The organism is Methylacidimicrobium sp. AP8, assembly GCF_903064525.1.
GTDB lineage: Bacteria > Verrucomicrobiota > Verrucomicrobiia > Methylacidiphilales > Methylacidiphilaceae > Methylacidimicrobium.
This window is the reverse complement of the sequence record NZ_LR797830.1, coordinates 1,415,425-1,441,127: the sequence shown is the minus strand read 5'-3', so window position 1 is coordinate 1,441,127 and position 25,703 is coordinate 1,415,425. Positions and strand designations below refer to the sequence as shown.

Sequence of the window (25,703 nt, the reverse complement as noted above, 5' to 3'; positions counted from 1 at the left end):
AAGAGAGGCTAAATCAGCTGCTCTTCCGCATGGTAGGAGCTGCGGACCAGCGGTCCGGATTCGACGAAGCGGAAGCCCAGGTCGAGTGCGAACGCTTTCCAAGAGGCGAACTCCTCCGGCGTGACCCAGCGATCGATCGGAAGGTGATGGACCGAAGGCCGCAGGTATTGGCCCAGGGTGAGGATGTCCACACCCTCGGCGGCCAGCTCGCGCAGGGTCGAGGCGATCTCTTCTTCGCGCTCGCCGATGCCGAGCATAAGCCCGGTCTTGGTCGGAAAGCCTTCCTGCTTCGCCGTGCGCAGGATCCCCAAGGACCGTTCGTAGCGGGCTTGCGGACGCACGAGCTTCTGCAGCCGCGGAACGGTCTCGATGTTATGATTGAGGATGTCGGGCGCGGCCGCCAGGACCCGGAGCAGATCCTCCTTTCTGCCGCGGAAATCGGGAATGAGGACTTCGATGCGCGTGCCGGGGTTCCGCTCGCGCACGGCCCGGATCGTCGCCTCCCAGACCGCCGCACCCCCGTCGGGCAGCTCGTCGCGGGCCACCGAAGTGAGCACGGCGTGACGCAGCCCCATCGCGGCCACCGCTTCGGCCACGCGCCGAGGCTCATCCCAATCGACCCCCCCGGGCCGCCCGGTGGACACCGCGCAGAACCGGCAGGCGCGCGTGCAGATCTCCCCCAAGATCATGAACGTCGCGGTCCCCTGAGACCAGCACTCGCCCAGGTTGGGGCAGCGCGCGCTTTCGCAGACGGTATGGAGCCTCTTTTCCGCCACGAGCCGGCGAAGGGCCTCATAGCGGGCCCCCGAAGGGATCTTCGCGCGGAGCCACGGGGGCTTCCGATCGGTGGGCCAAGCCGAAGTCCGGGTAGGGTCATCCATCTCTCCCTAGATGAAGGACGATTGCCCTTGGCGCAAGCCCGCATTCTGCGGATAGGATAACGGGATCATGCGGATTGTCGTGACCTGCGGACCTTCCTCCGAACCCATCGACCGGGTTCGGCGCCTGACGAACGCCTCGACGGGCTCTTTGGGCCTCTTTCTGGCCGCGGTCTTTGCGAAGGCCGGTCACCAAGTGGTCTGCTTCCGGGGGACGGGAGCCGCGGCCCAGCCTCCCGCGCCGGATTTCCCGATCCGGCCGTTCACCACGACGGAGGATCTCGCCCGGGAGCTGCGAGCGCTGGCGCGCGAGCAGCCGGTCGATGCGCTTTTTCACGCCGCCGCGCTGTCGGACTTCCGCGTCGGCTCGATCGAGGACGCGGGCGGGCGATCCGTCGCCGCCGGAAAGCTGGGCAGCGACTCCTCCTACCGGCTCCTCCTCCTTCCCGCGCCGAAGCTGCTGCCGCAGTTGCGCCCGCTCTTTCCCCGGGCGCTCCTGACGGGTTGGAAGTTCGAGGTGGACGGGGACCGCGCCGCCGCCCTCGCCCGGGGCAAGCAGCAGCTCCTTGCGGCGGGAACCGACATGTGCGTCGTCAACGGGCCGGCGTACGGGAGCGGTTTCGGGCTTCTGGCGCGGGACGGGAGCTGGGCCGCGGCCCCCGACCGGGAAGCCCTGGCCGAGCTGCTGCTGGAGCGGCTCGCCCGCCGGGGGAAAGCGTGCCGACCGCCGGAGTGACGAGCCTCAGGCGAGGGTCGCCGCGGCGCTCTCTTGTTTCTCCTTGAGGATCGCGGTCAAGGTGCCGACGCCGACGAAGCCGAAGCCGAAAAGGTGGAGAAGGCAGCCTGGCAGCGCGAGCCACCAGCCGTGGCGGATCGTGACCACGAGCGCCCAGAGAAATGATGCGGCGACCAAGGTTTCCAGGAGCGGCAATCGCCAGCCATGACGGGCCGGATAGGAGCACCCGGGGGGCCGAGCGGCGCCGTCCCCCCGTTTCGGGGTCCGGACGAATCCGCTGGGAATGTTGAGCATCCCCTCGATCACCGAGCGGGTGTTGGCGAAGCTCATGCCGATGGAGAGAGCGAGGGAAGCCGGCAGGAGCGCCCATGCGTTCTGGTCGAGCTTCCCCTTCTCCAGGCGTTGGACGGCCAGCAGATAGAGCAAGAAGGAGAAAGAGAGGCCCGTAAAAAGATAGGAAACCACCGGCTGCAGGGAGGAGGAGGGACAGGGAGCGAGCAGAACGGCTAGGTTGAGGAGGGCTAAGGCGGCCACGAGGGGATGGATCGTATGGGCGAGGAGGTGGAAGCCTCCTTCTATCTTGTGGCGCCAGGAGAAAGCGCCCGTGAAGAGCGTGGGCAGATGCCGCCGTGCGGTCTGGATCGCCCCTTTGGCCCAACGATGCTGCTGGGTCCGGAAGGCGGTGATCGGGGCGGGAAGCTCGCTTGGCACTACGATTTCCGGCGCGTAGACGAAACGCCAACCGCGGAACTGGGCACGGTAGCTCAGATCGAGATCCTCCGTGAGGGTCCCGCCGTCCCATCCCCCCGCGTCCTCGATGCAGGATTTGCGCCAGAGGCCCGCGGTTCCGTTGAAGTTGAAAAAGAGGCCGCTTTGCGCGCGCACCGCCTGCTCCAGGAGAAAATGGCCGTCGAGAAAGAGCGCCTCGCAGCGGGTGAGGAGATTTTCCTCGCGATTGAGGAAGCCCCAACGGGCCTGCACCATTCCTACGCGAGGGTCGGCAAAATAGGGCACGGCCTTGCGGAGGAAGTCGGCGGGCGGGACGAAGTCGGCGTCCAGAATCGCGATGAACTCTCCTCGGGCCCGCTCCAGGCCGTACTGGAGCGCGCCGGCCTTGAAGCCCGCCCGAGCCGGACGGCGGATGTGGGCGATCGAGACGCCGGAAGGGAGAAGATCCGCGATGATCCGCCGGATCTCCTCGCTCGTGGCGTCGGTGGAATCGTCGAGAACCTGGATTTCCAGCAGGTCGCGTGGATAATCGAGCGCGGCGACCGAACGGAGCAGCCGTTCGACGACGAACCGCTCGTTGTAGATCGGAAGCTGCACCGTGACCATGGGGCTTGGCGCACCGGCCGGGCGAGGGGGAGGTTCGTTGCGCAGACGGCGCAGGCGGATTAAAAGCGATAGGCGGTGTGCCGCATGGGGCGCCAAAGCGACCGCAATAACCGACAAGATGACCCAGATCATACGCTCTTTGCCTCTTTTCCGGTAGCGGAAGTCCCGTTCACCGCCGCTAGCCGGCGCTCGCTTCCGGGGACGCCGACGGCCGCGCGGGGCCCCTCCGGGCGGCGGGAAGGCGCCGAATCTTTTCTGATCGAATTACCGCGATCAAGAGAAACCTTCCGATCCAAGAAGCGCATTTTTCCCCCGCCGAAAGTCCTTCTGCCGCAGAATAGAGTTGCGGTCCTCCCTGACGGTGGTTCATAGACCAGCATGGCTCCGGCCGCCAAGCCGATACCGCTCCTTTTTTCCCGCTATGGGACTCCCCCTCGCCCTCATCGACCTCGCGGGTCTGGCCGCGCTGCTGCTCTGGGGGGTGCGGATGGTGCGCACCGGTCTGCAGCGCGCGTTCGGCCCGCGGCTCCGCCTTCTGATGGGGAAGGCGCTCGGTAGCCGCTGGCGCGCGTTCCTGGGCGGAATCCTGATCACCGCGCTCCTGCAGAGCAGCACCGCGACGGCTCTCATGGCCACCGGGTTCGTCGCCAAGAAGGTAGTCGGCTTGGTCCCCGCCCTTGCGGTCATGCTGGGGGCTAACGTCGGAACGACCCTCATCGTCCAGGTTCTCTCCTTCCCGGTGTTTGCCGCCGCCCCCGCCGCGGTTCTGGCGGGCTACCTTCTCTTCGGATCCCGCAACACGACCGCGCACGACCTCGGGCGGGTCTTCATCGGGCTCGGCCTGATCCTCTCGGCCCTCCACCAGATGGTGCATCTGGCCGACTCCTACACCGATGCCCCGGCGCTCCGGAGCTTTCTCGAAGCGGCCTCCCGGCAGCCGCTCCTCGAAGCGCTGTGCGGGGCCGCCTTCTCGTGGGCGGCCCACTCGAGCGCGGCGGCGATCCTCTTGGTTGCCTCCTTCGCCGCGAAGGGAGTGGTATCGCTTCCCGCCGCCCTGGCTCTGACCGTCGGAGCCAACTTAGGTGCGGCGATCAACCCGGTCTTCGAAAGCACTACGGGGACCGATCCGGCGTTCCGGCGGCTGCCGATCGGCAATCTTCTCAACCGTCTGTTCGGCTTTGTGGGCGGGCTCCTTTTCCTGCCGCAGGCCGCCGCCTGGCTGGCCGCCTGGGAGCCGAACCCGGCGCGGGCGGTCGCCGACTTTCATACCTTCTTCAATCTCGCTCTGGCCTTGCTCTTCTTCCCTTGGCTCTCCACCTATGGACGGCTCTTGGCCGCGTGGTTCCCCGACCGGAAGGACAAGGAGTCCTTGGGTCAGCCGCTCTATTTGGATCCGGCGCTCCTGGGCACCCCCGCCGTCGCCTTGGGGAACGCCGCGCGGGAGGCGCTCCGCCTGGCCGATCTCCTCAAGGGCATGCTCGAAAGGTCCCGGGATATCTTTCTGCGGGGAGATCGCCTCCAGCCGGCTTCCATCAAGCGCATCGGCAAGGCCGTCGACAAGATTCACCAGGCGACGCGGAGCTATCTGAGCGCCGTGGACCGCGACATGATGAGCGAGGCGGAGCGTTCCAAGCTCGAGGATATCCTCTTCTTCTCGGCCAGCCTGGAGCAGGCCGCGGGAGTCGCCGACAAGGAGCTGCTGGCCCTCGCCGTGGAGCGGATCGAAAAGAACCTCGTGCTCCCTCCGGACGCCCAAGCCGAGCTCTCCTCGATCCTCGACCGCATTCTCGCCAATCTGCAGCGGGCCGCTGCGCTCTTCGTCACCCCGGACCTGCGCGTCGCGCGGATGCTCGCGGAGGAGAAGGACGCCTTTCGCGGTCTGGAAGCGAGGGCTTCCGCAGCCCATTTCGAAAGGATGCGGGCCAACCCCGCCGATCCGGATCCCGCGGGCGCCCTCGAAGTGAAGGTGGTGCGGCAGCTCAAGCGGATCAACGGCTTGATCGTGGCCTCCGCGGCGTATCCGATTCTGGAACGGGCGGGAGAGCTTTTGCCGAGCCGGCTCCGCCGCGCGACCGCGGATGAGGAGGCGGCGAAGTAGCCCAAAAGAAGAAAAGTCGGCGAGGCCGCCATTTTGCTTGGCGGCGGCGAGTCGTTTCCGGCAAAAAGGAAGCGGGGGGCGACGAGCCCCCCTTTCGCGTTTGCTCCGAAAGAGGAAAAGCAGCCGAATGGCCGGAAGCGCCGTGCTCTTGATCAGCTGCCCGGACCAAAAGGGCCTGGTTTCGGCGATCGCCGACTTTCTTTTCGAGCATGGGGGCAATATCCTCCACGCCGACCAGCACCAGGACGCCGAGCTGGGTCTTTTTCTGATGCGGGTCGAATGGGATCTCGAAGGGTTTTCTCTCGATCTCTCGGAGGTCCCCGCTCGCTTCGGACCGATTGCGCGGCGCTTCGGCATGGAGTGGCGCCTCGCCTCTTCCTTCCAGCGGCCCCGGGTCGCCGTCTTCGTCTCCCGCCAGATCCACTGTCTTGTCGACCTGCTCTACCGGCATCGAGCGGGCGAGCTCGCCTGCGAGATCCCCTTGATCGTGAGCAACCACTCCGAGGGCGAGTGGATCGCCGCCGCTTGCGGCATCCCCTACTACCGTTTCGAGATTGTGCCCGGACGCAGGGAGGAGGCCGAGGCCCGCCAGATCGAGCTTCTGGAGGCGCACCGGATCGACTTGGTCGTGCTCGCCCGCTACATGCAGATTCTCTCGCCGGCGATGGTCGGCCGTTTCCCGAACCGGATCATCAACATCCACCACTCCTTCCTTCCGGCCTTCTCGGGGGCCAAGCCCTACCACCAGGCCTACGAGCGCGGGGTGAAGCTGATCGGAGCCACGAGCCACTACGTCACCGAAATCCTCGACGACGGGCCGATCATCGAGCAGGACGTGGTCCGCATCTCGCACCGCGATCAGGTTCCCGACCTAGTGCGGAAGGGACAGGATCTCGAGAAGGTCGTCCTCTCCCGCGCGGTCCGCTGGCAGGTGGAGAACCGGATCCTGGTCTACGGCCGGAAGACGGTGGTCTTTTCCTGATTGCCGGCTGCGGCGGGAGAGGCGGCCGGAACCATCCTCCTTGACCGGAGGAAGGCCGGCGGATAGAGAGAAAGGAAAGTAAGCCGCGCCGCGGCGGCCGGCGTCCCCTGCCGGCCCCAAGAAAAAAAGGAGAATCCTCATGGAGGTCAGCCCCCTGGCCGGCAAGCCGCCGCCTCAATCCCTTCTCACCGACTTGGCGAAGCTCACCTCCGCCTACTACGAGATTGTTCCCGACCCGGAGAACGAAGACCAGCGGGTCGAGTTCGGCACCTCGGGCCATCGCGGCTCGAGCCTCCGCGGCTCCTTCAACCAGGCGCACATTCTGGCAATCAGCCAGGCGATTTGCGACTACCGCCGGGAGCAGGGGATTTCCGGCCCGCTCTTCCTGGGGAAGGACACCCATGCGCTTTCCGAGCCCGCCTTCGCCACCGCCTTGGAAGTCCTGGCGGCCAACGAGGTCGAGGTCCGCATCGATCCCGATCTTGGCTATACGCCGACTCCGGTGATCTCCCACGCGATCCTGACCCACAACCGAGACGGCGGGTCCGGACGGGCCGACGGGATCGTGATTACCCCTTCCCACAATCCTCCGACCGACGGCGGCTTCAAATACAATCCGCCCCACGGCGGCCCGGCCGACACTTCGGTCACGCGGGTGATCGAGGAGCGGGCCAACTCCCTCCTGCGCGGAAACGGCTCGGCCATACGCCGGATGCCCTACGAGCGGGCCCTCCGCGCCTCCTGCGTCCGGCGCCACGACTATCTCGACCGGTACGCCGGCGACCTCCCCTCGGTGGTCGATTGCGATCTCCTCCGCTCCTCCTCGATCCGGATCGGCATCGACCCTCTCGGGGGGGCGGGCGTCCACTACTGGAAGCCGATCGCCGAGCGCTACGGCTGGAACGCCACCGTCCTGAACGAGGCGGTCGACGCCACCTTTCGCTTTCTCACCGTCGATTGGGACGGCCGGATCCGCATGGACTGCTCCTCGCCTTATGCGATGGCCGGACTGATCGGGCGAGCCCGGCAGTTCGACGTCGCCTTCGGGTGCGATACCGACCACGACCGCCACGGGATCGTCGCTCCGAGCTGCGGCCTCCTCAATCCGAACCATTTCCTGGCCGTGGCGGCCTCCTACCTCTTCGGAGGCGCACGTCCCGGATGGAGCCCCGATGCCGCCTTGGGGAAGACCGTGGTCAGCTCCGGCATTCTCGACCGGGTGGCCCAAGCCGCCAAGCGGCCGCTCTTCGAGGTCCCGGTCGGCTTCAAGTGGTTCGTCGAAGGGCTTCTCTCGCGCAAGCTCGGATTCGCCGGCGAGGAGAGCGCGGGGGCGACGCTCTTGCGGAAGGACGGCACCCCGTGGACGACGGACAAGGACGGGATGGTCCTGGGGCTTTTGGCGGCGGAGATCACCGCGCGGACCGGCAAGGATCCAGGGGTGCTCTACCAGGAGATCACCGGCAGGCTCGGACCTTCCTTCTACGAGCGAATCGATGCGCCGGCCACGCACGAGCAGAAAAAGAAGCTGCTGGCGCTGACCCCCGAGGAGGTCGCGATGCCGACCCTCGCCGGGGATCCCGTGACGGCCATCCTCGTCCGCGCCCCCTCCGGAGGCGAGATCGGTGGAATCAAGGTCGTCGCGGAAAACGGCTGGTTTGCGGCCCGTCCGTCCGGAACCGAGGAGGTCTACAAGCTTTACGCGGAGAGCTTCCGGAACGCGCTGCACCTCCGCCGGATCCAGGAGGAGGCGCAAGCGATGCTCGCCAAGCTTTTCGGCCAGTAGGCGCGGGGAGCCTACGCCGGGGGCCGCGAAGCTTCGAGAGCCTCCGGGTGCAGCACGAACTCATCGAGGCTGACGATCGCCTGCTCCACCGCCTCGGCTCCCTCCACTTCTTGGGGATCGAGGGAGTGGAGGAAGCGGCGGAACTGGAGGAGCGCCTTCAAGGCCTCCCCCTCGCTTCGGACCGATTCCCGAATCCGCCGGATCTCCCGGCGGGCGTCGATCTTCCCCTCCAGGACGAGCGTCTTGGCCAAGCCGAGGTTCTCGGCGACGGTGAACTCGTCGAAATAGATCCGCCGCAGGACCTCGAGCAGCCGCCCGCCCGCTCGCGCCCGTCTTTGCAGAAGCCGGCAGCTCCGCTCGATCTCCTCCATTGCGATCTCGACCATCCGGCGAAAGGCAAGGAGCTCCTGCGGATGGAGGCCCGGAAAGGAGAGGGCGGCCACCTGCCCGAGCTCTTCCTCGATCGGCGTCCGGTTGAGGATCCGCTTGATCGAGGGGAGAGGGCGGACGCGCAACGGCTCGAGCGGTTTTTTCCGCAGCGAGCGGTAGAGCCGCTCGGTGTCGTAGCCGCGCGCCTCGAACGGCGTTTCCAGGTAACCGACATAGCCGGCTTCCTGGAGGTTGGGGCGTCCGGCGCGCCCGGCCATCTGCAGAAACTCCATCTTGGCGATCGGGCCGGTTACGTAGCGCGCCAGCTGGGCGAAGAGGACCGTCCGCACCGGGAGGTTGATGCCCAGGGAGAGCGCATCGGTCGCCGCGACGGCCAGGAGCAGGTTTTCCCGGGCCAGCCGCTCGACGAAGAGCTTCTCCTTGTAGAGGAGGGTGCCGTGGTAGATGGCTACTCCGCCGGTCGCCATCCGGAGAAGATCGGGCCGGTCGACCCGGTAGCGCTTCGCCAGCTCCCGGACCCGCTCCCGCTGCGGCGCCCGCATCCGCCCGTGGGCGGCCGAGTAGAGTTCCCCCGCCAGCCCCATCACCGCTTTATAGGAGAAAGCGAAGACAAGCACCGGTGCCAGCTCTTCCCAGAGCCGCCGTGCGGAAGGCTCCCGGTCCAGATAGTGGATCGGAACCGGCCGGCGGCTCTGCTCGACCAGCTCGAGCGGCCGCGCCGCCAGCTGCGAAAGGTAGCCGAGGAAGCGGCGGGCATCGACCGTCGCCGATAGGAAAAGAAGATCGCTTTCCGGATGCGTGCCGGCGATCCCCTCGGCATAGGCCCGCGCCCGGTCGGGATTGTGGACCATGTAGTGGATCTCGTCGATGATCACGCGCTGCCGCGGCAGGCCGCAGAAGCGGTTGGCGTAGACCTCCTGGGTCATGCAGAGAATCGGCGCCTCCGGATTCCGCTTCACGTCACCGGTGAGAATGCCGACCTCGTCGCCGAACAGAGCCCGCAGCTCCAGATACCGTTCGTTGGAGAGGGCTTTGATCGGAGCGGTGAAGATCACCCGGCGGCTCCGCTCCTCCCAGAGCTTCGCCCAGCGATAGGCTACCACGGTCTTTCCGCTCCCGGTCGGGGCGGCGACCAGGGCGCTCTTGTCGCCCACGCGCGCCAGCGCCTCGGCTTGCCACGGATAGAGGTCGATCCGTTTTCCGTAGAGATTACGCATCGAAGGGTCAGCCGCGGCTGGAAGGCCGCGGAAGGGAGAGCAAAATCGGCACGGAGAACGTTCGGGCCTTTTCCTTCTTTGCTCAAGGGAATAAATAGGGAGGGGACCACGATCGCCCGCGCCGACCCGCCGGACGCGGATCGGACGGGCCTTCGGATCGATCGCGATGAAACGGGCTTGCGCCGAGCTGCCGCTGCACGACGGAAAGGCGCCCGCCGCCCTCTTCGAGCGGATGGTGCGCCTAGCCGGAGCGGTCGTGATGGCGATCGTCGACGAGCATGGTGCGGACGAGATGCTCCGCCGCCTCGCCGACCCCTGGTGGTTCCAGGCCTTCGGCTGCCTGCTCGGCTTCGACTGGCACTCCTCCGGCGTGACGACGGTGACCTGCGGCGCGCTCAAGGAGGCGTACCGGATCTATGGGAGCGAGCTGGGCATCGTGGCCGCCGGAGGGAAGGGCGGAAGCGGCCGGAAGGCGCCGGAGGAGATCGCCCGCGCTGCCGATCGCCTCGGCATCGCCCAAGGGGAGCGGCTCGTCTACGCCTCGCGGATGAGCGCCAAGGTCGATTCCGCCGCGCTCCAGGACGGCTACACGCTCTACCATCACAGCTTCTTCTTCACCCCCGCGGGGGCTTGGTGCGTGGTCCAGCAAGGGATGAACGCAGAGTGCGGCAGAGCCCGCCGCTACCACTGGATCGGCGAATCGGTCGCCGACTTCGTCTGCGAGCCGCATGCCGCGATCCGCGACCTCTCCGGCGCGTCCCGGGATGCCTCCTGTCCGGTGCCGGAAGTCCTTCTCAACATGATCGCCGCCGAGGCGGGACCCAATCGGGAGGCGAGCGCAGCCCTCGTCCGGGACGATCCCGCGCGGCTCCTCGAGACCCTGCGGGCGGCGATCGAAGGTCCTACCCTCTTTGCGCCGGCCCGCCACGCCCTTCTTCCCGTCGATGTCGACCTGCCGAGGCTCGGCCGAATCCTCTCCGCAGCCCACCAGGCGGGGCCGCAAGACTTCGAAACGCTGCTCGGGACCCCGCAGATCGGCCCCAAGGCGATTCGGAGCCTGGCGCTGACGGCCGAGCTCATCTACGGGACTCCGGTTTCCCGCCGCGATCCGGCCCGCTCGCCCCGCTGGGCGGACTATGCCTACGCGCATGGCGGCAAGGACGGGCACCCCTTTCCGGTCGACCGGCGCCTCTACGACCAGGATATCGCCGTTGTCACCGACGCGGTCCGCAAGGCGCGCCTCGGCCATACCGAAAAGACTGAAGCGTTGCGGCGGCTCGCCCGCCTCGGCGGCTGACGGATCGGCGGATCGCGCCGCAGCTTACTCCCCGTAAAGCTCGAGGAGCCGCCGCACCCGCCGTGCGCTCACGAGGAAAGCCGACTGGGGAAAGGTCAACACGGCGGGGCAACGCCCGATCTCCAAAAGAGAAGCTTCGCATCTTCCTGCGGAAGAGCGCACCTCGATCCGCCAGACATTGCGCCACTGCGTGGCGAAGAGCCACCACCGGCACCATCCCTCCATCCAGCCGATCACGGGCCCCCGGCCGAGGAAGCCGGAGAGCTGCTCGTAGTCGGCCGGCGAGAGCGGGTGGAGCAGCAGGTTGATCTCGCAGGGGCGGAGCTCCTGTTCCCAGGCGCGCGCCTTTTCGACCAGCTCCCGGAGAACGGCCCAAGCGGCGACGGATTCGGACGCGAGGGAGGAGGGCGGGAGGGCCAAGGCGGGAAGGGCGGCCGTCTTTTCGCCCACGAATGCTGGAAGGAGGCCCACGTCGATTGTATAGGAGAGACCTTCGGCTCCGCTCTGCTTCCCCGTGAGCCACACCCCGCTGAAGCTCGTGGCCACGGCCGTCCGGGCGTCGGTTCCCGGCGCCTCCACCACGGTCGCGCCCTCTCCCAGGATTCCCCGCAGCAACTCCTGCTCCCGGCGAGCGAGGCTCGCGAGCGGGATCTGCGCGGGCCGCTCCCATAGGCGCTGGCTCAGCAGCGCCTGCTCAAGGGCCAACAACACCTTTTCGATTTGCGAAACCGAATCCGGGGAGGGCATCGCGGGTTGCCGAGGCAAGGCCTTTTGCTTTGCCGTCCCGGCATTTTGCCGCCGCGGGGGAAGCTTATCGCCGCCGTCCGCCGGCGGGGTCGAGGGTTTTTTTGCAGGAGGCATGACGGGAGGACTCCACGAGCAAGACAGAATTCCGGCTCCCTCCGGAATTTCGGGTAGAGGCGCCGGCCGGCCGCTTCGCGCGAGCCGTTACCTTTTCCGCGCCGGTCCGAAGGCCGGCGCGCGGCAAGTAACTGTTCATTACCAACGGCTGACTCGGCTATTCTTAAGAAAAGGCTCGCTCGCCGCAAGCCGGAAGTCGCCGGGGTAACCCCAGGAGCAACTGCGGCATTTCCCCGGACGTGGACCATTTTCCTACCGGGCAAGGAAGAGCCGGCCGCGGACAGCCGGCGCGAAATCCCGGTTGTCGTTCCGCCGCGGGAAACGTACCCTCGTTTGCTGTCCGCTCTCCCGGCGGAATTTCCCGGCGCCGGCGCCGCGGACCCGAGGGGGACAGGTGGCAGAGGGGTTGAATGCGGCGGTCTTGAAAACCGCTAGCCTGCAAGGGCTCGTGGGTTCGAATCCCACCCTGTCCGCCGGCTTCCTGCCTTTCCCGTCGCGAGCGGAGGCAGAAGGAGCGTTCCGGGAGGTCCGCCCGAGAAGCACGGGCGCGCGTGCACGGGGAGCGGATGAGAGCCGAAAGCCGGAGCCGGTGTCGGGTCGCTTCGTCCCTCTTCCTGTTCTCATCCAGGAGAAAGGTCCGCCGCCGGCCATTCTCAGTCCTCCATTTCCTCTTCCTCCTGCGCATCCGCCGGCAGGGCGCTGGCGGCTTCCACCAGAGCGAGGAACGCGCTCCGGTAGCCGTAAGGATCCTTGCCCCGGCCCTCGAGCGCGAGCCTCCGCACCAGCGGCCAGCTGCTCCGGCCTTTCCAGCGCGACTTGGTCAGCATCTGCCCGAAGGCGACGACGGCGGCGGCGAAGCGGAACTCTTCGGAGCTCGCCTCCCACGACTGTCCGCGATCCGTGAACGGGAATTCCAGCCGCCGGCTCTTCTTTTCGCCGGGCTGCTTGTACCGGATCTTGACCGTGAGCAGCTCGTTCGAAACGGCCGGATCGACGGCCGCTCCGCCCGCCCCTCCCTTTTCCGGCGGATTGGGCTGATACCGGAGCGGATCGACCTCCGAACGGGACGGCGCCTTGCCGTCCGCGGGAATGATCTCGTAGAGGGCGGTCACGGTATGGCCCGCGCCGATCTCGCCCGCGTCTTTGGTGTCGTCGTTGAACTCCTCCTCGGCCAATCGCCGCTTCTCGTAGCCGATCAGGCGGTGGGCCGAGACCTTCCTGGGGTTGAACTCCACCTGGAATTTCACGTCCTCGGCCACGGTGTAGAGAGTCTTGTGCAGGTCCGCTCCGAAAACCTTGCGCGCCTCCTCCAGGGTGTCGATGTAGGCGTAGTTGCCGTTGCCCCGGTCGGCGAGCTTGACCAGCATCGAGTCGTTCAGGTTGTCCATGCCGAAGCCGAGGACGGTAAGATAAATCCGCTTTTTCGCCTTCTTGGCGATCAGATCGAGCAGCTCGCTCTGGCTGGTGATGCCGACGTTCCAATCTCCGTCGGTCGCCAGGATCACCCGGTTGTTTCCTTCCGGAAGAAAGCTCCGTTCCGCCAGATCGTAGGCCATCTCGATGCCCGAAGCCCCGTTGGTCGAGCCCCCCGCTTCCAGGGTGCCGAGCGCTCGCCGGATCTTCTCCTTGTCGCCGGTGGGCAGGAGGACGCAGCCGGCGGCCCCCGCGTAGACCACGATCCCTACCCGGTCCTTCTCCCCGAGCTGATCGACCAGGTAGTCGAGGCTTTGCCGCAGAAGGGGAAGCTTGTTGGGCATGGCCATCGAGCCGGAGACGTCGATCAGGAAAACGAGGTTGCTGGGCGGAACCGATTCCCGAGGTAGCTCCCTGGCCTTGATCCCGATCCGGACGAGCCGGTGATCCGGGGCCCAGGGGCAGGAGGCGGACTCGACGTTGACCGAGAAAGGCTCGTCTCCTTTGGGGCCGGGATAATCATAAGGAAAATAGTTGATCAGCTCCTCGATCCGAACCGCTCCTTTCGGCGGCCAATGCTTCCGGTCGAGCAGATAGCGCCGGACGATCGAGTAGCTGGCCGTGTCGACATCGGCGCTGAAGGTCGACAGCGGGTGGTCGTAGACCTGCAGGAACCGGTTCTCCGCAATCGCGTCGAAGGCATTCCGATTCACCCCCTCCCCATGGTCGGACTCCTGCCCGGCCGCAAGCACGCCGGGACGCGCGCGGGGAACGGGAGCTTGACCCGCACCGAGATGCCCAGGCAAGGCCCTGGCGCTTCCTAGAACGCCCGCAACAAAAGGCACCATGGACGATGTCATTGCTCCTTCGGTGGTCGCGCCGGCGAACCCTTCTGCCTCGGCGACTTTCCCTTCGTCCGGCTGCCGCGCCCGCCGGTTCCGGCCCCTCCCGGAGTCCGCCGCCTGCGGGGGCGAGGTCGCGGAAGCCGCGGCTATCCCGGACCGCGCCCGGACAGCCGGCGCCGGCGGACCGGTGATTGCCGCCGTCGCCCGGGACGGGGAAGAAACCGAGCCGCTCGGACTCCTCTCCGTTTCCGCCGCCGCGGCCGGCACGTGCGGTGTATGCGCCGGATCCTCCCTTCGTTGGGAAAGCGAGGGAGGGAAGGAGCCGAGAAGGCCGAGGAGGAGGCCGGCGACAAGCACGCAGAAGAAAAGACCCGCCAGCGCGGGTATAGGAAACGGGCCCGGCAGGCGCCACGGGAGCGAGGGAATCCATCGGCCGAACCGCAGCCTTTTGCCCTGATCCAAACGGAAGCGGCTCCGCGCGGTTTCTTGCCTGCGTTCCTGCTCCTCCCGCAGGAGGATCTCCTCTCGGGAGAACCCTTCGCGAAGCAGCCGAACCGCTTTGCGGATTTCCTTCTCTTCGGGATCGCCGGCAAGGATGCCTTCCAACGCCTCGATCTCTTCCGGCGTGAAGATTTCCCTTTCTCCTAAAAGAAAGGCCGTGATTCTCGGATCGTCCGCGTTCATAGATTTCCTCCGTCGTTGCCGAAGGGAACCGCCTGAAGCTCCTCCTTCAGCAGCTCCCGCAGCCGCTTGAGCCCCACATGGAGCAGAAAGCCGACGTTGGTGACCGAAATATTCATGACTTGAGCGATCTCTTTGTAGGAGAGCTCGTCCTGAAACCGCAGCCGGATCGCCTCCCGTTGCGACCGCGTCAGCCGCTTCTGGCACTGGAGCACCCGGTCGACCAGCTCCGCCCGCTCGAGCGCTCTTCGGGGCGTCGGCCCGACCGATGGTAGGCTCATCAACGCCTCTTCCCGGATCAGCGGCTTGCGTTTCCGCAGATGATCCAAAGCCCCGTTGCGCGCGACCGTGAACAGCCAGGCGGTCCAGCGTCGCCGATGTTCTCCTCCCTCGCCGTCGGCGTCGCCCGCCGGCGGGTGCTCCCGCTGGCGCAGGGCTTTTGCTAATTTGAGGAAGCTCTCTTGGACGATGTCGCGGGCGGACTCCGTATCGTCGACGAGGGATTTCGTGTAGAGAAGGAGCTTGCTCTCCCATGTGGAAAAGAGCTCCTGAAAGAGGATCGCATCCGTCGTGTCCGGATTCATAATCCCTTGATAGGACAAACGCGCGTCGGCTCTTTTTCTTAGAACTAAAGAGGAAGTAGAGCGCGCGGTCCTGCGCCGCTCGGGAGAGAACCGGGGGCCGGAGGGCGGTCTCCGCGCCCGCCTCCGGTTTGCGCCGGCCGGGCAGCCTTCCGGCCCGGCGGGAGATGCGGTCGATCGCCGATCGAGATTGACGCGATCCGCCATCGCGTGGCGTAGTGGACCAAAGCCTCCCGGGGAAACGATTTGCCCGGATTTTTCGGCTGGCGGCCGGAAGGCGAGAGCCGAGCCGTCGCGTCGTGGGAGCGGGCGCGCTTCGAGCGGATCGGGCGGCTGGTGGAGGTGGAGAACCGCCGGCGGAATGGTGGTCTATCCGAAGCCGCGATTGAGCCTGCCGGGATTCGGGGAAAGCCTCTTTCCGTGTTTACTGCGTCGGCTAGCGATCGGGCGGCCGCATCCGGTTGGGCCATCGATAGAAAACGCATGTGCGGCTGCGTGGCGGCTTCGCGTTCCGAGTAGCGCCGCTCGACGCCTGCCTCCGGTTCTACAATACAACAATAGATGTTGGGGTTCGCATGATTACCTTCTAGAAAATCGCCGTCCGTTGCTGATCGGGCGTGCGGTGCTTCGGGAGGTTGTGGCAAGCTGGAAAGCCGAGGTAAAGATATGAGAATCACCCTGCACAAAAATGCGACGACTACGCCGGCGATCCGCACGGCGATTCAACGGGCGAAGGGCAGCGATTACGAGTTGGCGAGGCAGTTTCGCGTGACTCGGGAGACGATTCGTCGGTGGCGCAAGCGGGATTTTGTCGAGGATGCCAGCCACACCCCGCATCATCTTCCGACGACACTCAATCCGGGACAGGAAGAGCTGGTGATCTACTTGCGCACGCAGCTCCGGCTGCCGCTGGACGATCTGCTGGCCGTCATCCGCGAATTTATCGAACCCTCCATGACCCGCTCGGCCTTGGGCCGGCTCCTGCGGCGCCGAGGCCACTCCCGGCTGCCTCAACCGGAAAAACCGGCCAATCCCACTCAACCCTTTAAAGTTTACCTGCCGGGCTACTTTCATGTGGACCTCAAATACCTGCCCCAGATGGCCGACGAGACGTCTCGCCGTTATGTCTTCGTCGCCATCGATCGAGCCACCCGTTGGGTCTTCTTGGCGGTCAAGCGTGCAAAGACCCCAGCGGCCGCCCGCAGCTTTCTCCAGGCGCTGGCCAAGGCGGCACCCGTGAAAATCCGAACCATCCTCACCGATAACGGCAAGGAGTTCACCGATCGCGTCTTCGGCCAAGCAGCCAAGGATGCTACCGGAGCCCATGAGTTCGACGCGCTCTGCCAAGCATTGGGAATCGAGCACCGCCTGACCAAGCCAAAGTCGCCTCGCACCAATGGCATGGTGGAGCGCTTCAACGGAAGACTGGCGCAGATCCTCCGTACTCATCACTTCCAAAGCTCCCTCGACCTGAAAACCACGCTCCACCGCTACGCCTGGCTCTACAACGAACACCACCCTCAAAAATCGCTCAATCACCAAACCCCACTTCAGGCCCTAAAAACATGGCAACAATCCCATCCGCATCTCTTCCAAAAAGCAGTACGCAATCATGCGGGACCTGACAAATAGAGAACGGCTGCATCAGGGGCTTGATTATAGTGGACCCCGATTTTGAGACAGGGATTTAAGCTGCCATCTTGGGAGGGTGATGGCATGAGCGAAGGCAGGAAGCGCAAGGCACATAGCGCGGAGTTCAAGGCGAAGGTGGGAATGGAAGCGATCCGGGGGTTGAAGACGCTCAACGAGATTGGGCAGCAGTACGGGGTGCATCCAGTCGTGGTCGGGCATTGGAAGAAAGAGCTCCTGGAGCGGGCGGCGACGATTTTTGAAGGGAAGCGAGGGCCGAAGCCGGCTGCGCATGCGGATGAAGATCGGCTGTATGGGGAGATTGGTCGGCTGAAGATGGAGCTGGACTGGCTTAAAAAAAAGTCCGGACTATGAGCAGCGAGGCACGGATAGGCTGGATAGAGCGAGAGGCGGAACTGGCGGTGGTGCGGCAATGCGAACTGGCAGGGGTGGCGCGGGCTACGTTCTACGGGCGGGGGGCGTCTGGCGAGCAAAGCGAGGAGGATTTGCTGCTGTGCCGGCTGATGGATGAGGAATACACGCGGCGGCCGTTTTACGGCAGCCGGCGGATGGTGGTTTTTCTGGGGCGACTGGGATATGTCGCAAACCGCAAGCGGGTGCAGCGGTTGATGCGCCATATGGGGTTGGCTGGGATGGCGCCGGGGCCTTCGACGAGCGTGGGACATCCCGAGCAGGCTGTTTATCCCTACCTGCTGCGCGGCGTGGAGGTCAGCCGACCCGATCAGGTTTGGAGCTCCGACATTACGTACATTCAACTCCTGCGAGGTTTTGTTTATCTGGTGGCGATCATCGACTGGTACTCGCGGCGGGTACTGGGCTGGCGGATCAGCAACAGCCTGGACAGCTCGTTCTGCGTCGACTGCCTGGAGGATGCGCTGGCTCTGTACGGGAAGCCGGAGATCTTCAATAGCGATCAGGGCTCCCAGTTCACCAGCGCTACGTTCACGGGCATGCTCAAGGGCGCAGGCATTGCGATTAGCATGGATGGACGGGGTCGAGCGTTGGACAATATTTTTGTCGAACGGCTCTGGCGCAGCCTCAAGCATGAGGATGTGTATCTGAAGGGGTACGGCACGGTGGCCGAGTTGACGCTCGGGCTGGAGGAGTATTTTGCCTTCTACAACGGCGAGCGTCCGCACCAGTCGCTGGGCTACCGAACACCGAACGCCGTTTATGCGGATGGCAATGGAGGAGGGGCCAGCATCCCGGATCATTTCGGCGGAACGCGGGGAGAACGCCCTGCTCCGCTACGCTGCGCAGGAGATTCTCCCCGCGCAACAACAGGGCAGCGCTGTTCCGCTGCGACTGAAGGAATAGATGCAGCTTAAATTCAGAGGAAATCTGTCTTGCCATCGGGGTCCACTGAAGGGTAATGGAAGAAACCCCAAAAGAGAACCGGGGGGGGCTGGCAGCGGCCCATTGCTTCCAAGCCCTTTCGATTCCTAATTGTCAGGTCCCGCATGATTGCGTACTGCTTTTTGGAAGAGATGCGGATGGGATTGTTGCCATGTTTTTAGGGCCTGAAGTGGGGTTTGGTGATTGAGCGATTTTTGAGGGTGGTGTTCGTTGTAGAGCCAGGCGTAGCGGTGGAGCGTGGTTTTCAGGTCGAGGGAGCTTTGGAAGTGATGAGTACGGAGGATCTGCGCCAGTCTTCCGGTGAAGCGCTCCACCATGCCATTGATGCGAGGCGACTTTGGCTTGGTCAGGCGGTGCTCGATTCCCAATGCTTGGCAGAGCGCGTCGAACTCATGGGCTCCGGTAGCATCCTTGGCTGCTTGGCCGAAGACGCGATCGGTGAACTCCTTGCCGTTATCGGTGAGGATGGTTCGGATTTTCACGGGTGCCGCCTTGGCCAGCGCCTGGAGAAAGCTGCGGGCGGCCGCTGGGGTCTTTGCACGCTTGACCGCCAAGAAGACCCAACGGGTGGCTCGGGTCCTTGGCGACGAAGACATAACGGCGAGACGTCTCGTCGGCCATCTGGGGCAGGTATTTGAGGTCCACATGAAAGTAGCCCGGCAGGTAAACTTTAAAGGGTTGAGTGGGATTGGCCGGTTTTTCCGGTTGAGGCAGCCGGGAGTGGCCTCGGCGCCGCAGGAGCCGGCCCAAGGCCGAGCGGGTCATGGAGGGTTCGATAAATTCGCGGATGACGGCCAGCAGATCGTCCAGCGGCAGCCGGAGCTGCGTGCGCAAGTAGATCACCAGCTCTTCCTGTCCCGGATTGAGTGTCGTCGGAAGATGATGCGGGGTGTGGCTGGCATCCTCGACAAAATCCCGCTTCCGCCACCGACGAATCGTCTCCCGAGTCACGCGAAACTGCCTCGCCAACTCGTAATCGCTGCCCTTCGCCCGCCAGAATCGCCGTGCGGATCGCCGGCGTAGTCGTCGCATTTTTGTGCAGGGTGACTCTCATATCTTTACCTCGGCTTTCCAGCTTGCCACAACCTCCCGAAGCACCGCACGCCCGATCAGCAACGGACGGCGATTTTCTAGAAGGTAATCATGCGAACCCCAACACCTAATAGGGAGGGAAGAGGTGATCAAAAATCAATCTATAAACCGCTTCCATCGGTCGGCCGTGCTGGGAGCGCCTTCATTCCGCCACGGAATACGGCAACTTATGCTCGAAGACATGGTCCCGGGCCGCACCGGCAGCGCCTTGGTTGATGGCGCGTTTTTTAACACCCGGCTCCTCCTCCGATTGTGCGCCACCTTCTCCGTCCAGGCAGAGCTGCTGCCGTCGAACTTCGATCGCGACGTATGCGCCGCTCGTGCAGGTGGAGCGCTCCTTTTGGGGGAAGAGATAGCCGAAGGGTGGAGGGAAAAGACCGCCGCTGGAACTGCGGAGCAGGCTAGATGAAGCAGGACATACCGCCGGTCCAGCGGGCTTACACCCTTCGGCTCGGCCGCGGGGCCGCGGAGAGCCCTTCGTGTCATAGGAGCGTTTGCGATGACTGGCGTGACCGGCTCTGGAAGACTCACGAAGCGGTCAACAAGGGAGCCAAGGCGTTCGGCGAGTGGCTCCTGACGCTCCGCGGAGGTCTCTGCCATACGCTCATCGATATTGATGTGCCGGGGAAGGGGGGGAGGCCGGCGCGGCGACCCACAGACCGGGAGCGGAGCAACAGGCGGATCTTGCTGGCGCTATCGTGGCTGACCGTCGAGGATGAGCGAGGGGCGCCCAACATAGTCGCCAGAGCAACCGAAGAGGACAACCGGCGGGCGCAAGCGGTCGAAAAAGCGCTCCGCACAATTCTGGAAAAGCGGGGTGTCCCGAAGGACGAGATCGAAGAGTGGTTGCGCGATTGCAAGCCGTCCCTCGGAGCGCGCCTCCGAGAGGGTGCGGTCTGGGTCAATCGGAGCGAGGTCTTCGATAAACGGAGCAAAGAACTGGCAGGCCTGGATCGGCATTACGCTCAGTCCACCATTATGGACTTCTTCGGGCCGGAAGCAGAGTACCTCACCCTACCCGTCCAAGATCAAGATAGGGAGACCCCGTCTCTCTCTGTCGGCGACGAATCCGACGACGCCGCTGTATTCGGTGAGGAAACGGAATTTAGTGTCCGCGCTCGCCGGTGGATCAGCACCAATTTCGGAGCAGGAAGAAAAAGCGACTGCGGAAAGATCGGCCGGCACCTGCGCCTGTTGGCGAAGGCCGATCTGAGCCGGTTCGGCAGCCGTCCCAAAGCCGAACTGGTCGAGGAGATGGCGAAATTGGTCTGCGGAACAACCGTGGATTTCGACGGTCTAGTTAGAGGCATCGGCTGGTCTACGGGTCGGCCTTCCAAGGGGTACATCGCCATCAAGAGCCTACCGGAACATCCGAGTCGGACCGACATCGAGAGGATGCAGAAGACGCTTTGCGAAGAAGCCGGAAAGAAGGAGGGGAAGTCGGCAGGGCTCGGAAAGCCGCAATGGATGCAGGATCTGCGCCAATGGGTTGAGGAATGCTGCGGGATGCCTTTCCGGACCGATCGCGATCACACCGATGAGTACTCGGTCATGCTCGATCACGCCGCCCGGCGGGTGTCGGCGGCGCATTCGTGGATCAAAAAAGCCGAACAACGGCGACGGGAGTTTGAAAAGGCCGCCAGAATTCTCGTACGATTGCAGGATCGAGCACCGCAAGCAAAGGCGTGGCTCGATCGGTACTGTGCCGACCGAGCGGCGGCGACCGGAGCGGGCGTCGACTCCGGCTACCGAATTCGAAGGCGGGCGATCGCGGGCTGGGAGCCTGTCGTCAAAGCATGGGCGGGGACGCGCAGCGGCACGGAGGAGGAGCGGATCATCGCCGCTCGGCAGATGCAGGATGAGCTGAAGGGGGAAAAGTTCGGCGACATCCAACTCTTCGAGGATCTTGCAGCGGACGAAGCCTCCTGTGTGTGGCGCGGGCGCGACGGGAAGCCCGATCCATCGATCCTAGTGGATTACGTGGAGGGCAGCACGGCGGAGCACGACCGGAAGCGATTCAGGGTGCCGGCGTATCGACATCCCGACGCTCTCCGACATCCGGTCTTCTGCGAATTCGGGAAGTCCCGGTGGAGGATCAAATTTGCCATCCATGAAAACCGCAAGGAGGAAACACGCCAGGCGGAGCAGGAAGGCAGGGCCGCTAGGCGGAAGAAGGGCGGCCATCCGAACCTCCATGGCCTCCAGATGCGCCTGTGGGACGGAAGAAGTGCGGACGACGTGGATCTGCGCTGGTCCTCCAAGCGTTTCGCGGCGGATCTAGGGCTCAACCACGAGCCTGACGCAAACGCTCCGAAGGTGTCGCGCGCGGATCGGCTGGGGAAGGCGGCATCGAAAGCGGTCGGCCCGGTGGTCGTCATGAACGTCTTCCAGGAGAAAGACTGGAATGGGCGGTTGCAAGCGCCGCGCGCGGGCTTGGAACGGATTGCCAAGCTCGAGGAAAAGGGCGATAGAGAGCGCGCTCAAGCCGCGCGAAGCCGTCTGCCCTGGTTCCTCTCGTTCTCGGCGCGGTTGCTTCCGAAGGGACCGTTCATCTCGTATGCGCGGTCCCTCGGGTTTGCCCTGAACCCGAGAGGAAAGTGTGACCCCAACGCCGCCGCAAACAAGGGCCGCAAGCAGCTCGCCAAGCTGATGCTTTCGCGGCTCCCGGGACTTCGCCTTCTGGCGGTGGATCTCGGCCATCGGTTCGCCGCCGCCTGTGCCGTATGGGAAGCCCTTTCGCCCGATGCGTTTGCGGAGCAGATCCGCAGGCTCGGCGCCAGGGGAACCGGTGCTGACGATATGTACCTCCATGTCAAACAGACCGGAAGCGACGGCAAACCCAGGACGCACGTCTACCGCCGCATCGGACCCGATAAGCTCCCTGATGGATCCGAGCATCCAGCCCCCTGGGCCCGTTTGCAGCGGCAATTTTTACTCAAGCTGCAAGGGGAGGAGGAACCCGCCCGTTGGGCGGCTCGCCAGGAAACGGACAAGGTCCTTCGATGGGAACAGGACCTTGGCCGTGACCGCACCGATCCGCAGGACGCCCTGCCTCATCGGGTCGACGAGCTGATGTCCGAAGCGGTCAGGACATTCAGGCAAGCTTTGCGCCGCCATGCCGATAGGGCGCGCATCGCCTTCAACCTCGCCTCGACCGAGAAGCTTCTGCCGGGCGGGGCCACGGAGAAGCTCGACCAGGCTGGTCGTGTTGAACTCCTTACGCAAACCCTCATCCTTTGGCACGACCTGTTCACAGCCAAGGGCTGGAAGGATCAGTGGGCGGCCCACGAGTGGCAGAAGCGAGGATTATCGGAGGTGCCGATCCCGGAAGAAAAGGACGCAAGTCCGGCGGCACGGCGAGGGCTGCGGAAACAACTGGAGGACGCTTTCAAACCGTATGCGGAACGATTGGCCAGCACCGATCTCGCTGACTGGTCCAGATCCTGGTCTGATCGCTGGAAGAAGGATGACGCGGAATGGGTCGACCGGCTCAAGGAGCTGAAGCGATGGATCGCCCCGCGCTGTCTGAAACGCAAGAAGGAGGCGCGCGCCGCCGCCCGATATGTCGGCGGGCTTTCGCTCACCCGCATCAACAGGATCTCGGAACTCTATGAGATCCTCAAGGCCTTCAAGATGCGGCCCGAGCCGCAGAACTTGCGCAAGAACATTCCGGAGAAGGGCGACGATGCCCTCGCAAATTTCCATCGACGCCTGCTGGATGTGCGCGACCGCCTCCGCGAACAAAGGGTTAAGCAATTGGCCAGCCGAATTGTCGAGGCCGCGCTGGGTGCGGGACGCATCAAGATCCCGAAGCGAGGCTGCGCGGCAAAACGTCCCCGTCTGCCGGAACGCCCGCGCAATCCGGTGGATGCCCCCTGTCATGCGGTCGTCGTCGAGTCGCTCCGGCATTACCGTCCCGATGACCTGCGCCTGCGGCGGGAGAACCGTCTCCTGATGGAATGGTCCAGCGCCAAAGTGCAGAAGTACCTTTCCGAGGAATGCCAGCTTTACGGCCTTTGTTTCCTGGAGGTTCCCGCTAACTACACAAGCCGTCAGTGTAGCCGCACCGGACTCCCTGGAATGCGATGCGTTGGGGTTTCCGCGGACCAATTTCTCCATGCCCGCCGGTGGCAGCGGGAGGTCGAGGCGGCGCGGAAGAGGCTGGCCAAGAACGGAATTGATCCCAGGGACCGTTTCCTTATCAAACTTGCCGATCGGCTGAAGAAGCTTGCAGCGGATCAAAAGCTCTTCCTCTTCCCATCCACCGTGCTCGTTCCTCAACAAGGCGGCGATCTCTTCCTCGCAGCGCCCCCGCAGGACGCGGATCTCGCCGGCGTCTCCGAACCAGCGCTCCAGGCCGACTTGAATGCTGCCGCCAACATCGGCCTTCGGGCGTTGCTTGACCCGGATTGGGCCGGGCGATGGTGGTATGTGCCCTGTAGGGGCGGCACGTCGGAGCCTATAATGGATAAGATCAAGGGATCTGCGGCTTTTGCGGGCATACAGAGGAAGCTTCCGGTCGACGGCGGCGCTTCCTCTCCGCCCGCCGATAAAGGCCGCACGGGCACTCGAGAAGTCGAGAACCTCTGGCGGGATCCTTCAGCCGATGGCTTGGATAAGGGTATCTGGAGGCCTACCCGGGCATACTGGAACGCTGTTCAGTCGCGGGTGGTCCGGTTGCTCCTACGGAGTTACGGTCTCGATAGTTGATTTGCAGTTGTTCGTAAGGAGGATGCGCCCCCCTTTCGGGGAGGACGCCGATAAGCGACGGAGAAGCGGAGCGGCGTTGTGGACGAGAGCCTTTGGTCGGCGCGAAACGTCGCCGAATATGCTTATTGCCCGCGCCTTTTTTACTACATGCAGGTCGAGGGCGTCTTCCTGCCGAGCAGCGACACCGAGAAGGGCGTCGCGCTTCATCGCAGGGTGGATAAGCCCAGCGCGGCACGGGACGATCAGGACGGGTCGACCGCCGACCCCGATCGGCCCCGAGTGGTGCGAAGCCTTGCCCTCACAAGCTTGAAGCTCGGCTTTACCGCGACGCTGGACATCGCAGAGATCGCAGGAGAGGTTGCCGTTCCTGTTGAATACCGCAAAGGCCGGCCGAAGCGGACGACCATGGCCCCGCCGCCGGACGATCCAGGAGAGGCCGACAATCCTCCTCTTTCGGTCAAGGAGGCTTGGCCGACCGATCGGATTCAAGTCGGACTCCAGGCTGTGCTTCTTGAGGAAAACGGCTACAGGGTTTCGGAGGCTGTCCTCTACTACGCAGAGGAGAAGCTTCGTCTGAAGCTGGCCGTTGACGCGAATCTCAAGGCTGAGGCCCTGGCAGTCCTGGAGGCGGCGAAGGAGTGCGCTAGGGGGCCAAGGCCCCTGCCTCTGGTGAACGACCCGCGTTGCCTCCGATGTTCCCTGCAACCCATCTGCCTGCCGGATGAGGTGAATCACCAACGTTTGCCGGCCGTGCCGGAGAAGCTGCCGCCGAGGAAAATCTGGCCGCCGCGCCATGAAGGCATTCAGGTCGTTGCCCAGCAAAAGGGTACGAAGATCGGCGTGAATGGGATGACGCTGACGGTCACGGACAAGAACGGCGTAACGATCAAGACCCTCCCTCTGGCGAATGTCGAGAGTCTCTCTCTACTCGGTTCGGTGCAGATGAGCACCCAGGCGGTCCATGTTTTGGCCGACCGGGGAATCCCGGTTGCCTTTCTCTCCGCTGCGGGTCGGATGGTCGCGATGATCGACCCGCTCGACTCCGTTAGCGCCGAGGTTCGGCGGGCGCAGATTCGAAAGCTCGACCGGCCGGATGCCTGCCTCGATCTCTCGCGCTCGCTTGTGGCTGCCAAGATCCTGAACCAGCGAACGCTGCTCATGCGGAACCATTCTTCACTGCCGTCGACCGTTTCGATGGGCTTGCTGCGAGAAGCCGAGGGCGCGTCCTCCGCCGGCTCTCTCGATGCGCTCCGCGGGCATGAAGGGCAGGCGGCCGCTATCTACTTTGCCCATTTCGCGGGGATGCTAAAAACGCCGCTTGCGACCGACTTCCAAGCAAACGGGCGGCGACGCCGCCCGCCACCCGACCCGATAAACGCCTGCCTCTCGATGGGCTACGCGATGCTCACGCATGAGTGTGTCGCGGCGCTTCGGGTTGCTCGACTCGAGCCATCGATTGGTGGCTTTCACACCTCAAAGCCGGGCCGACCCGCTCTTGCCCTGGACGTGATGGAGCCGTTCCGGCCCTTGATCGCCGACTCCGTGGCTATCGCGGCTTTCAACCGAAGGGAGTTGACGGAGGGACACTTCCTGCGCACGGCAGCCGGTTGCTCTTTTACAGACGCGGGGCGCAGAGCTTTTTTTGATGCATACGGACGCAGGATGGACACGGAGGTTACTCATCCGGTGTTCGAGTATCGCCTCAGCTATCGGCGGATGATCGTCCTTCACGCGCGAATGATAGCCGCTTGGTTCGTCGGGGAGATTCCGACTCCGGCTTTCTTGACCACTCGCTGAC

General features: G+C 64.6%; 14 protein-coding genes, 1 tRNA gene and 2 pseudogenes. 10 read left to right on the top strand and 7 right to left on the bottom strand.

The window, feature by feature from the left end:
• Positions 1-8 precede the first annotated feature (8 nt).
• The gene (gene lipA / locus MTHMO_RS06690; protein WP_202214089.1) at positions 9-881 is read right to left on the bottom strand and encodes a lipoyl synthase; all 873 of its coding nucleotides are present in this window, start codon (positions 879-881) and stop codon (positions 9-11) included.
• Between the two features lie 67 nt (positions 882-948).
• Between lipA and MTHMO_RS06685 the strand changes: the two genes are divergently transcribed.
• Entirely contained in the window at positions 949-1,614 is a 666-nt protein-coding gene (locus MTHMO_RS06685) for a phosphopantothenoylcysteine decarboxylase (protein WP_202214088.1), read from the top strand.
• A gap of 6 nt (positions 1,615-1,620) precedes the next feature.
• Here MTHMO_RS06685 and MTHMO_RS06680 read toward each other — a convergent pair whose 3' ends face one another.
• Positions 1,621-3,081, bottom strand: coding sequence for a cellulose synthase family protein (locus MTHMO_RS06680; protein ID WP_202214087.1), 1,461 nt, complete (start codon positions 3,079-3,081; stop codon positions 1,621-1,623).
• Positions 3,082-3,370: 289 nt separating this feature from the next.
• Between MTHMO_RS06680 and MTHMO_RS06675 the strand changes: the two genes are divergently transcribed.
• The 3 genes from MTHMO_RS06675 (at position 3,371) to pgm (ending at position 7,812) form a co-directional block, all read left to right on the top strand.
• The gene (locus MTHMO_RS06675) at positions 3,371-5,047 is read left to right on the top strand and encodes a Na/Pi cotransporter family protein (protein ID WP_202214086.1); all 1,677 of its coding nucleotides are present in this window, start codon (positions 3,371-3,373) and stop codon (positions 5,045-5,047) included.
• A 127-nt stretch (positions 5,048-5,174) separates the two neighbouring features.
• On the top strand, positions 5,175-6,029 hold the full coding sequence (gene purU / locus MTHMO_RS06670; protein WP_202214085.1) for a formyltetrahydrofolate deformylase: 855 nt from the start codon (positions 5,175-5,177) through the stop codon (positions 6,027-6,029).
• A gap of 139 nt (positions 6,030-6,168) precedes the next feature.
• Positions 6,169-7,812: a phosphoglucomutase (alpha-D-glucose-1,6-bisphosphate-dependent) gene (pgm, locus tag MTHMO_RS06665; protein ID WP_202214084.1), complete on the top strand. Its 1,644-nt coding sequence runs from the start codon at positions 6,169-6,171 to the stop codon at positions 7,810-7,812.
• Positions 7,813-7,823: 11 nt separating this feature from the next.
• On the opposite strand, the gene MTHMO_RS06660 is transcribed toward pgm, so the two are convergent.
• Positions 7,824-9,419 (bottom strand): DEAD/DEAH box helicase, encoded by a 1,596-nt coding sequence (locus MTHMO_RS06660; RefSeq protein ID WP_202214083.1) that lies wholly within the window; start codon positions 9,417-9,419, stop codon positions 7,824-7,826.
• A gap of 166 nt (positions 9,420-9,585) precedes the next feature.
• On the opposite strand from MTHMO_RS06660, the gene MTHMO_RS06655 reads away from it, so the two are divergent.
• Positions 9,586-10,716 carry a DUF763 domain-containing protein gene (locus tag MTHMO_RS06655; RefSeq protein WP_202214082.1) on the top strand — a complete coding sequence of 377 codons (1,131 nt, stop codon included), beginning with the start codon at positions 9,586-9,588 and terminating at the stop codon, positions 10,714-10,716.
• Between the two features lie 24 nt (positions 10,717-10,740).
• Here the strand turns inward: MTHMO_RS06655 and MTHMO_RS06650 are convergent, their stop codons facing one another.
• The gene (locus tag MTHMO_RS06650) at positions 10,741-11,463 is read right to left on the bottom strand and encodes a hydrogenase expression/formation protein (protein ID WP_237394811.1); all 723 of its coding nucleotides are present in this window, start codon (positions 11,461-11,463) and stop codon (positions 10,741-10,743) included.
• A gap of 502 nt (positions 11,464-11,965) precedes the next feature.
• On the opposite strand from MTHMO_RS06650, the gene MTHMO_RS06645 reads away from it, so the two are divergent.
• A tRNA-Ser gene (locus tag MTHMO_RS06645) sits at positions 11,966-12,050 on the top strand.
• 180 nt (positions 12,051-12,230) lie between these two features.
• Here MTHMO_RS06645 and MTHMO_RS06640 read toward each other — a convergent pair.
• Positions 12,231-14,519: a VWA domain-containing protein gene (locus MTHMO_RS06640; RefSeq protein ID WP_202214081.1), complete on the bottom strand. Its 2,289-nt coding sequence runs from the start codon at positions 14,517-14,519 to the stop codon at positions 12,231-12,233.
• Positions 14,516-15,100: an RNA polymerase sigma factor gene (locus MTHMO_RS06635; protein WP_202214080.1), complete on the bottom strand. Its 585-nt coding sequence runs from the start codon at positions 15,098-15,100 to the stop codon at positions 14,516-14,518. The genes MTHMO_RS06640 and MTHMO_RS06635 overlap by 4 nt, the downstream gene beginning before the upstream one ends.
• A 663-nt stretch (positions 15,101-15,763) precedes the next feature.
• Here MTHMO_RS06635 and MTHMO_RS06630 point away from each other — a divergent pair.
• Both MTHMO_RS06630 and MTHMO_RS06625 read left to right on the top strand, forming a co-directional pair.
• Positions 15,764-16,729, top strand: coding sequence for an IS481 family transposase (locus tag MTHMO_RS06630; protein ID WP_202213921.1), 966 nt, complete (start codon positions 15,764-15,766; stop codon positions 16,727-16,729).
• Positions 16,730-16,813: 84 nt separating this feature from the next.
• Positions 16,814-17,964: pseudogene (locus MTHMO_RS06625) on the top strand (IS3 family transposase); the annotation flags it as partial.
• 225 nt (positions 17,965-18,189) lie between these two features.
• On the opposite strand, the pseudogene MTHMO_RS06620 reads toward MTHMO_RS06625, so the two are convergent.
• Positions 18,190-19,157: pseudogene (locus MTHMO_RS06620) on the bottom strand (IS481 family transposase).
• Between the two features lie 443 nt (positions 19,158-19,600).
• Here MTHMO_RS06620 and cas12b point away from each other — a divergent pair.
• Complete coding sequence (gene cas12b / locus MTHMO_RS06615) at positions 19,601-23,905, top strand: type V CRISPR-associated protein Cas12b (RefSeq protein ID WP_202214079.1); 4,305 nt, start codon at positions 19,601-19,603, stop codon at positions 23,903-23,905.
• A 78-nt stretch (positions 23,906-23,983) separates the two neighbouring features.
• Positions 23,984-25,702: a CRISPR-associated endonuclease Cas1 gene (gene cas1, locus MTHMO_RS06610; protein WP_202214078.1), complete on the top strand. Its 1,719-nt coding sequence runs from the start codon at positions 23,984-23,986 to the stop codon at positions 25,700-25,702.
• The last annotated feature ends 1 nt before the right edge of the window (position 25,703 follow it).

Bases quoted from the DNA above. Each gene is read 5' to 3' on its own strand.
- lipA (WP_202214089.1), bottom strand. From the start codon at position 881: ATGGATGACCCTACCCGGACTTCGGCTTGGCCCACCGATCGGAAGCCC.
- MTHMO_RS06685 (WP_202214088.1), top strand. From the start codon at position 949: ATGCGGATTGTCGTGACCTGCGGACCTTCCTCCGAACCCATCGACCGG.
- MTHMO_RS06680 (WP_202214087.1), bottom strand. From the start codon at position 3,081: ATGATCTGGGTCATCTTGTCGGTTATTGCGGTCGCTTTGGCGCCCCAT.
- MTHMO_RS06675 (WP_202214086.1), top strand. From the start codon at position 3,371: ATGGGACTCCCCCTCGCCCTCATCGACCTCGCGGGTCTGGCCGCGCTG.
- purU (WP_202214085.1), top strand. From the start codon at position 5,175: ATGGCCGGAAGCGCCGTGCTCTTGATCAGCTGCCCGGACCAAAAGGGC.
- pgm (WP_202214084.1), top strand. From the start codon at position 6,169: ATGGAGGTCAGCCCCCTGGCCGGCAAGCCGCCGCCTCAATCCCTTCTC.
- MTHMO_RS06660 (WP_202214083.1), bottom strand. From the start codon at position 9,419: ATGCGTAATCTCTACGGAAAACGGATCGACCTCTATCCGTGGCAAGCC.
- MTHMO_RS06655 (WP_202214082.1), top strand. From the start codon at position 9,586: ATGAAACGGGCTTGCGCCGAGCTGCCGCTGCACGACGGAAAGGCGCCC.
- MTHMO_RS06650 (WP_237394811.1), bottom strand. From the start codon at position 11,463: ATGCCCTCCCCGGATTCGGTTTCGCAAATCGAAAAGGTGTTGTTGGCC.
- MTHMO_RS06640 (WP_202214081.1), bottom strand. From the start codon at position 14,519: ATGAACGCGGACGATCCGAGAATCACGGCCTTTCTTTTAGGAGAAAGG.
- MTHMO_RS06635 (WP_202214080.1), bottom strand. From the start codon at position 15,100: ATGAATCCGGACACGACGGATGCGATCCTCTTTCAGGAGCTCTTTTCC.
- MTHMO_RS06630 (WP_202213921.1), top strand. From the start codon at position 15,764: ATGAGAATCACCCTGCACAAAAATGCGACGACTACGCCGGCGATCCGC.
- cas12b (WP_202214079.1), top strand. From the start codon at position 19,601: ATGAAGCAGGACATACCGCCGGTCCAGCGGGCTTACACCCTTCGGCTC.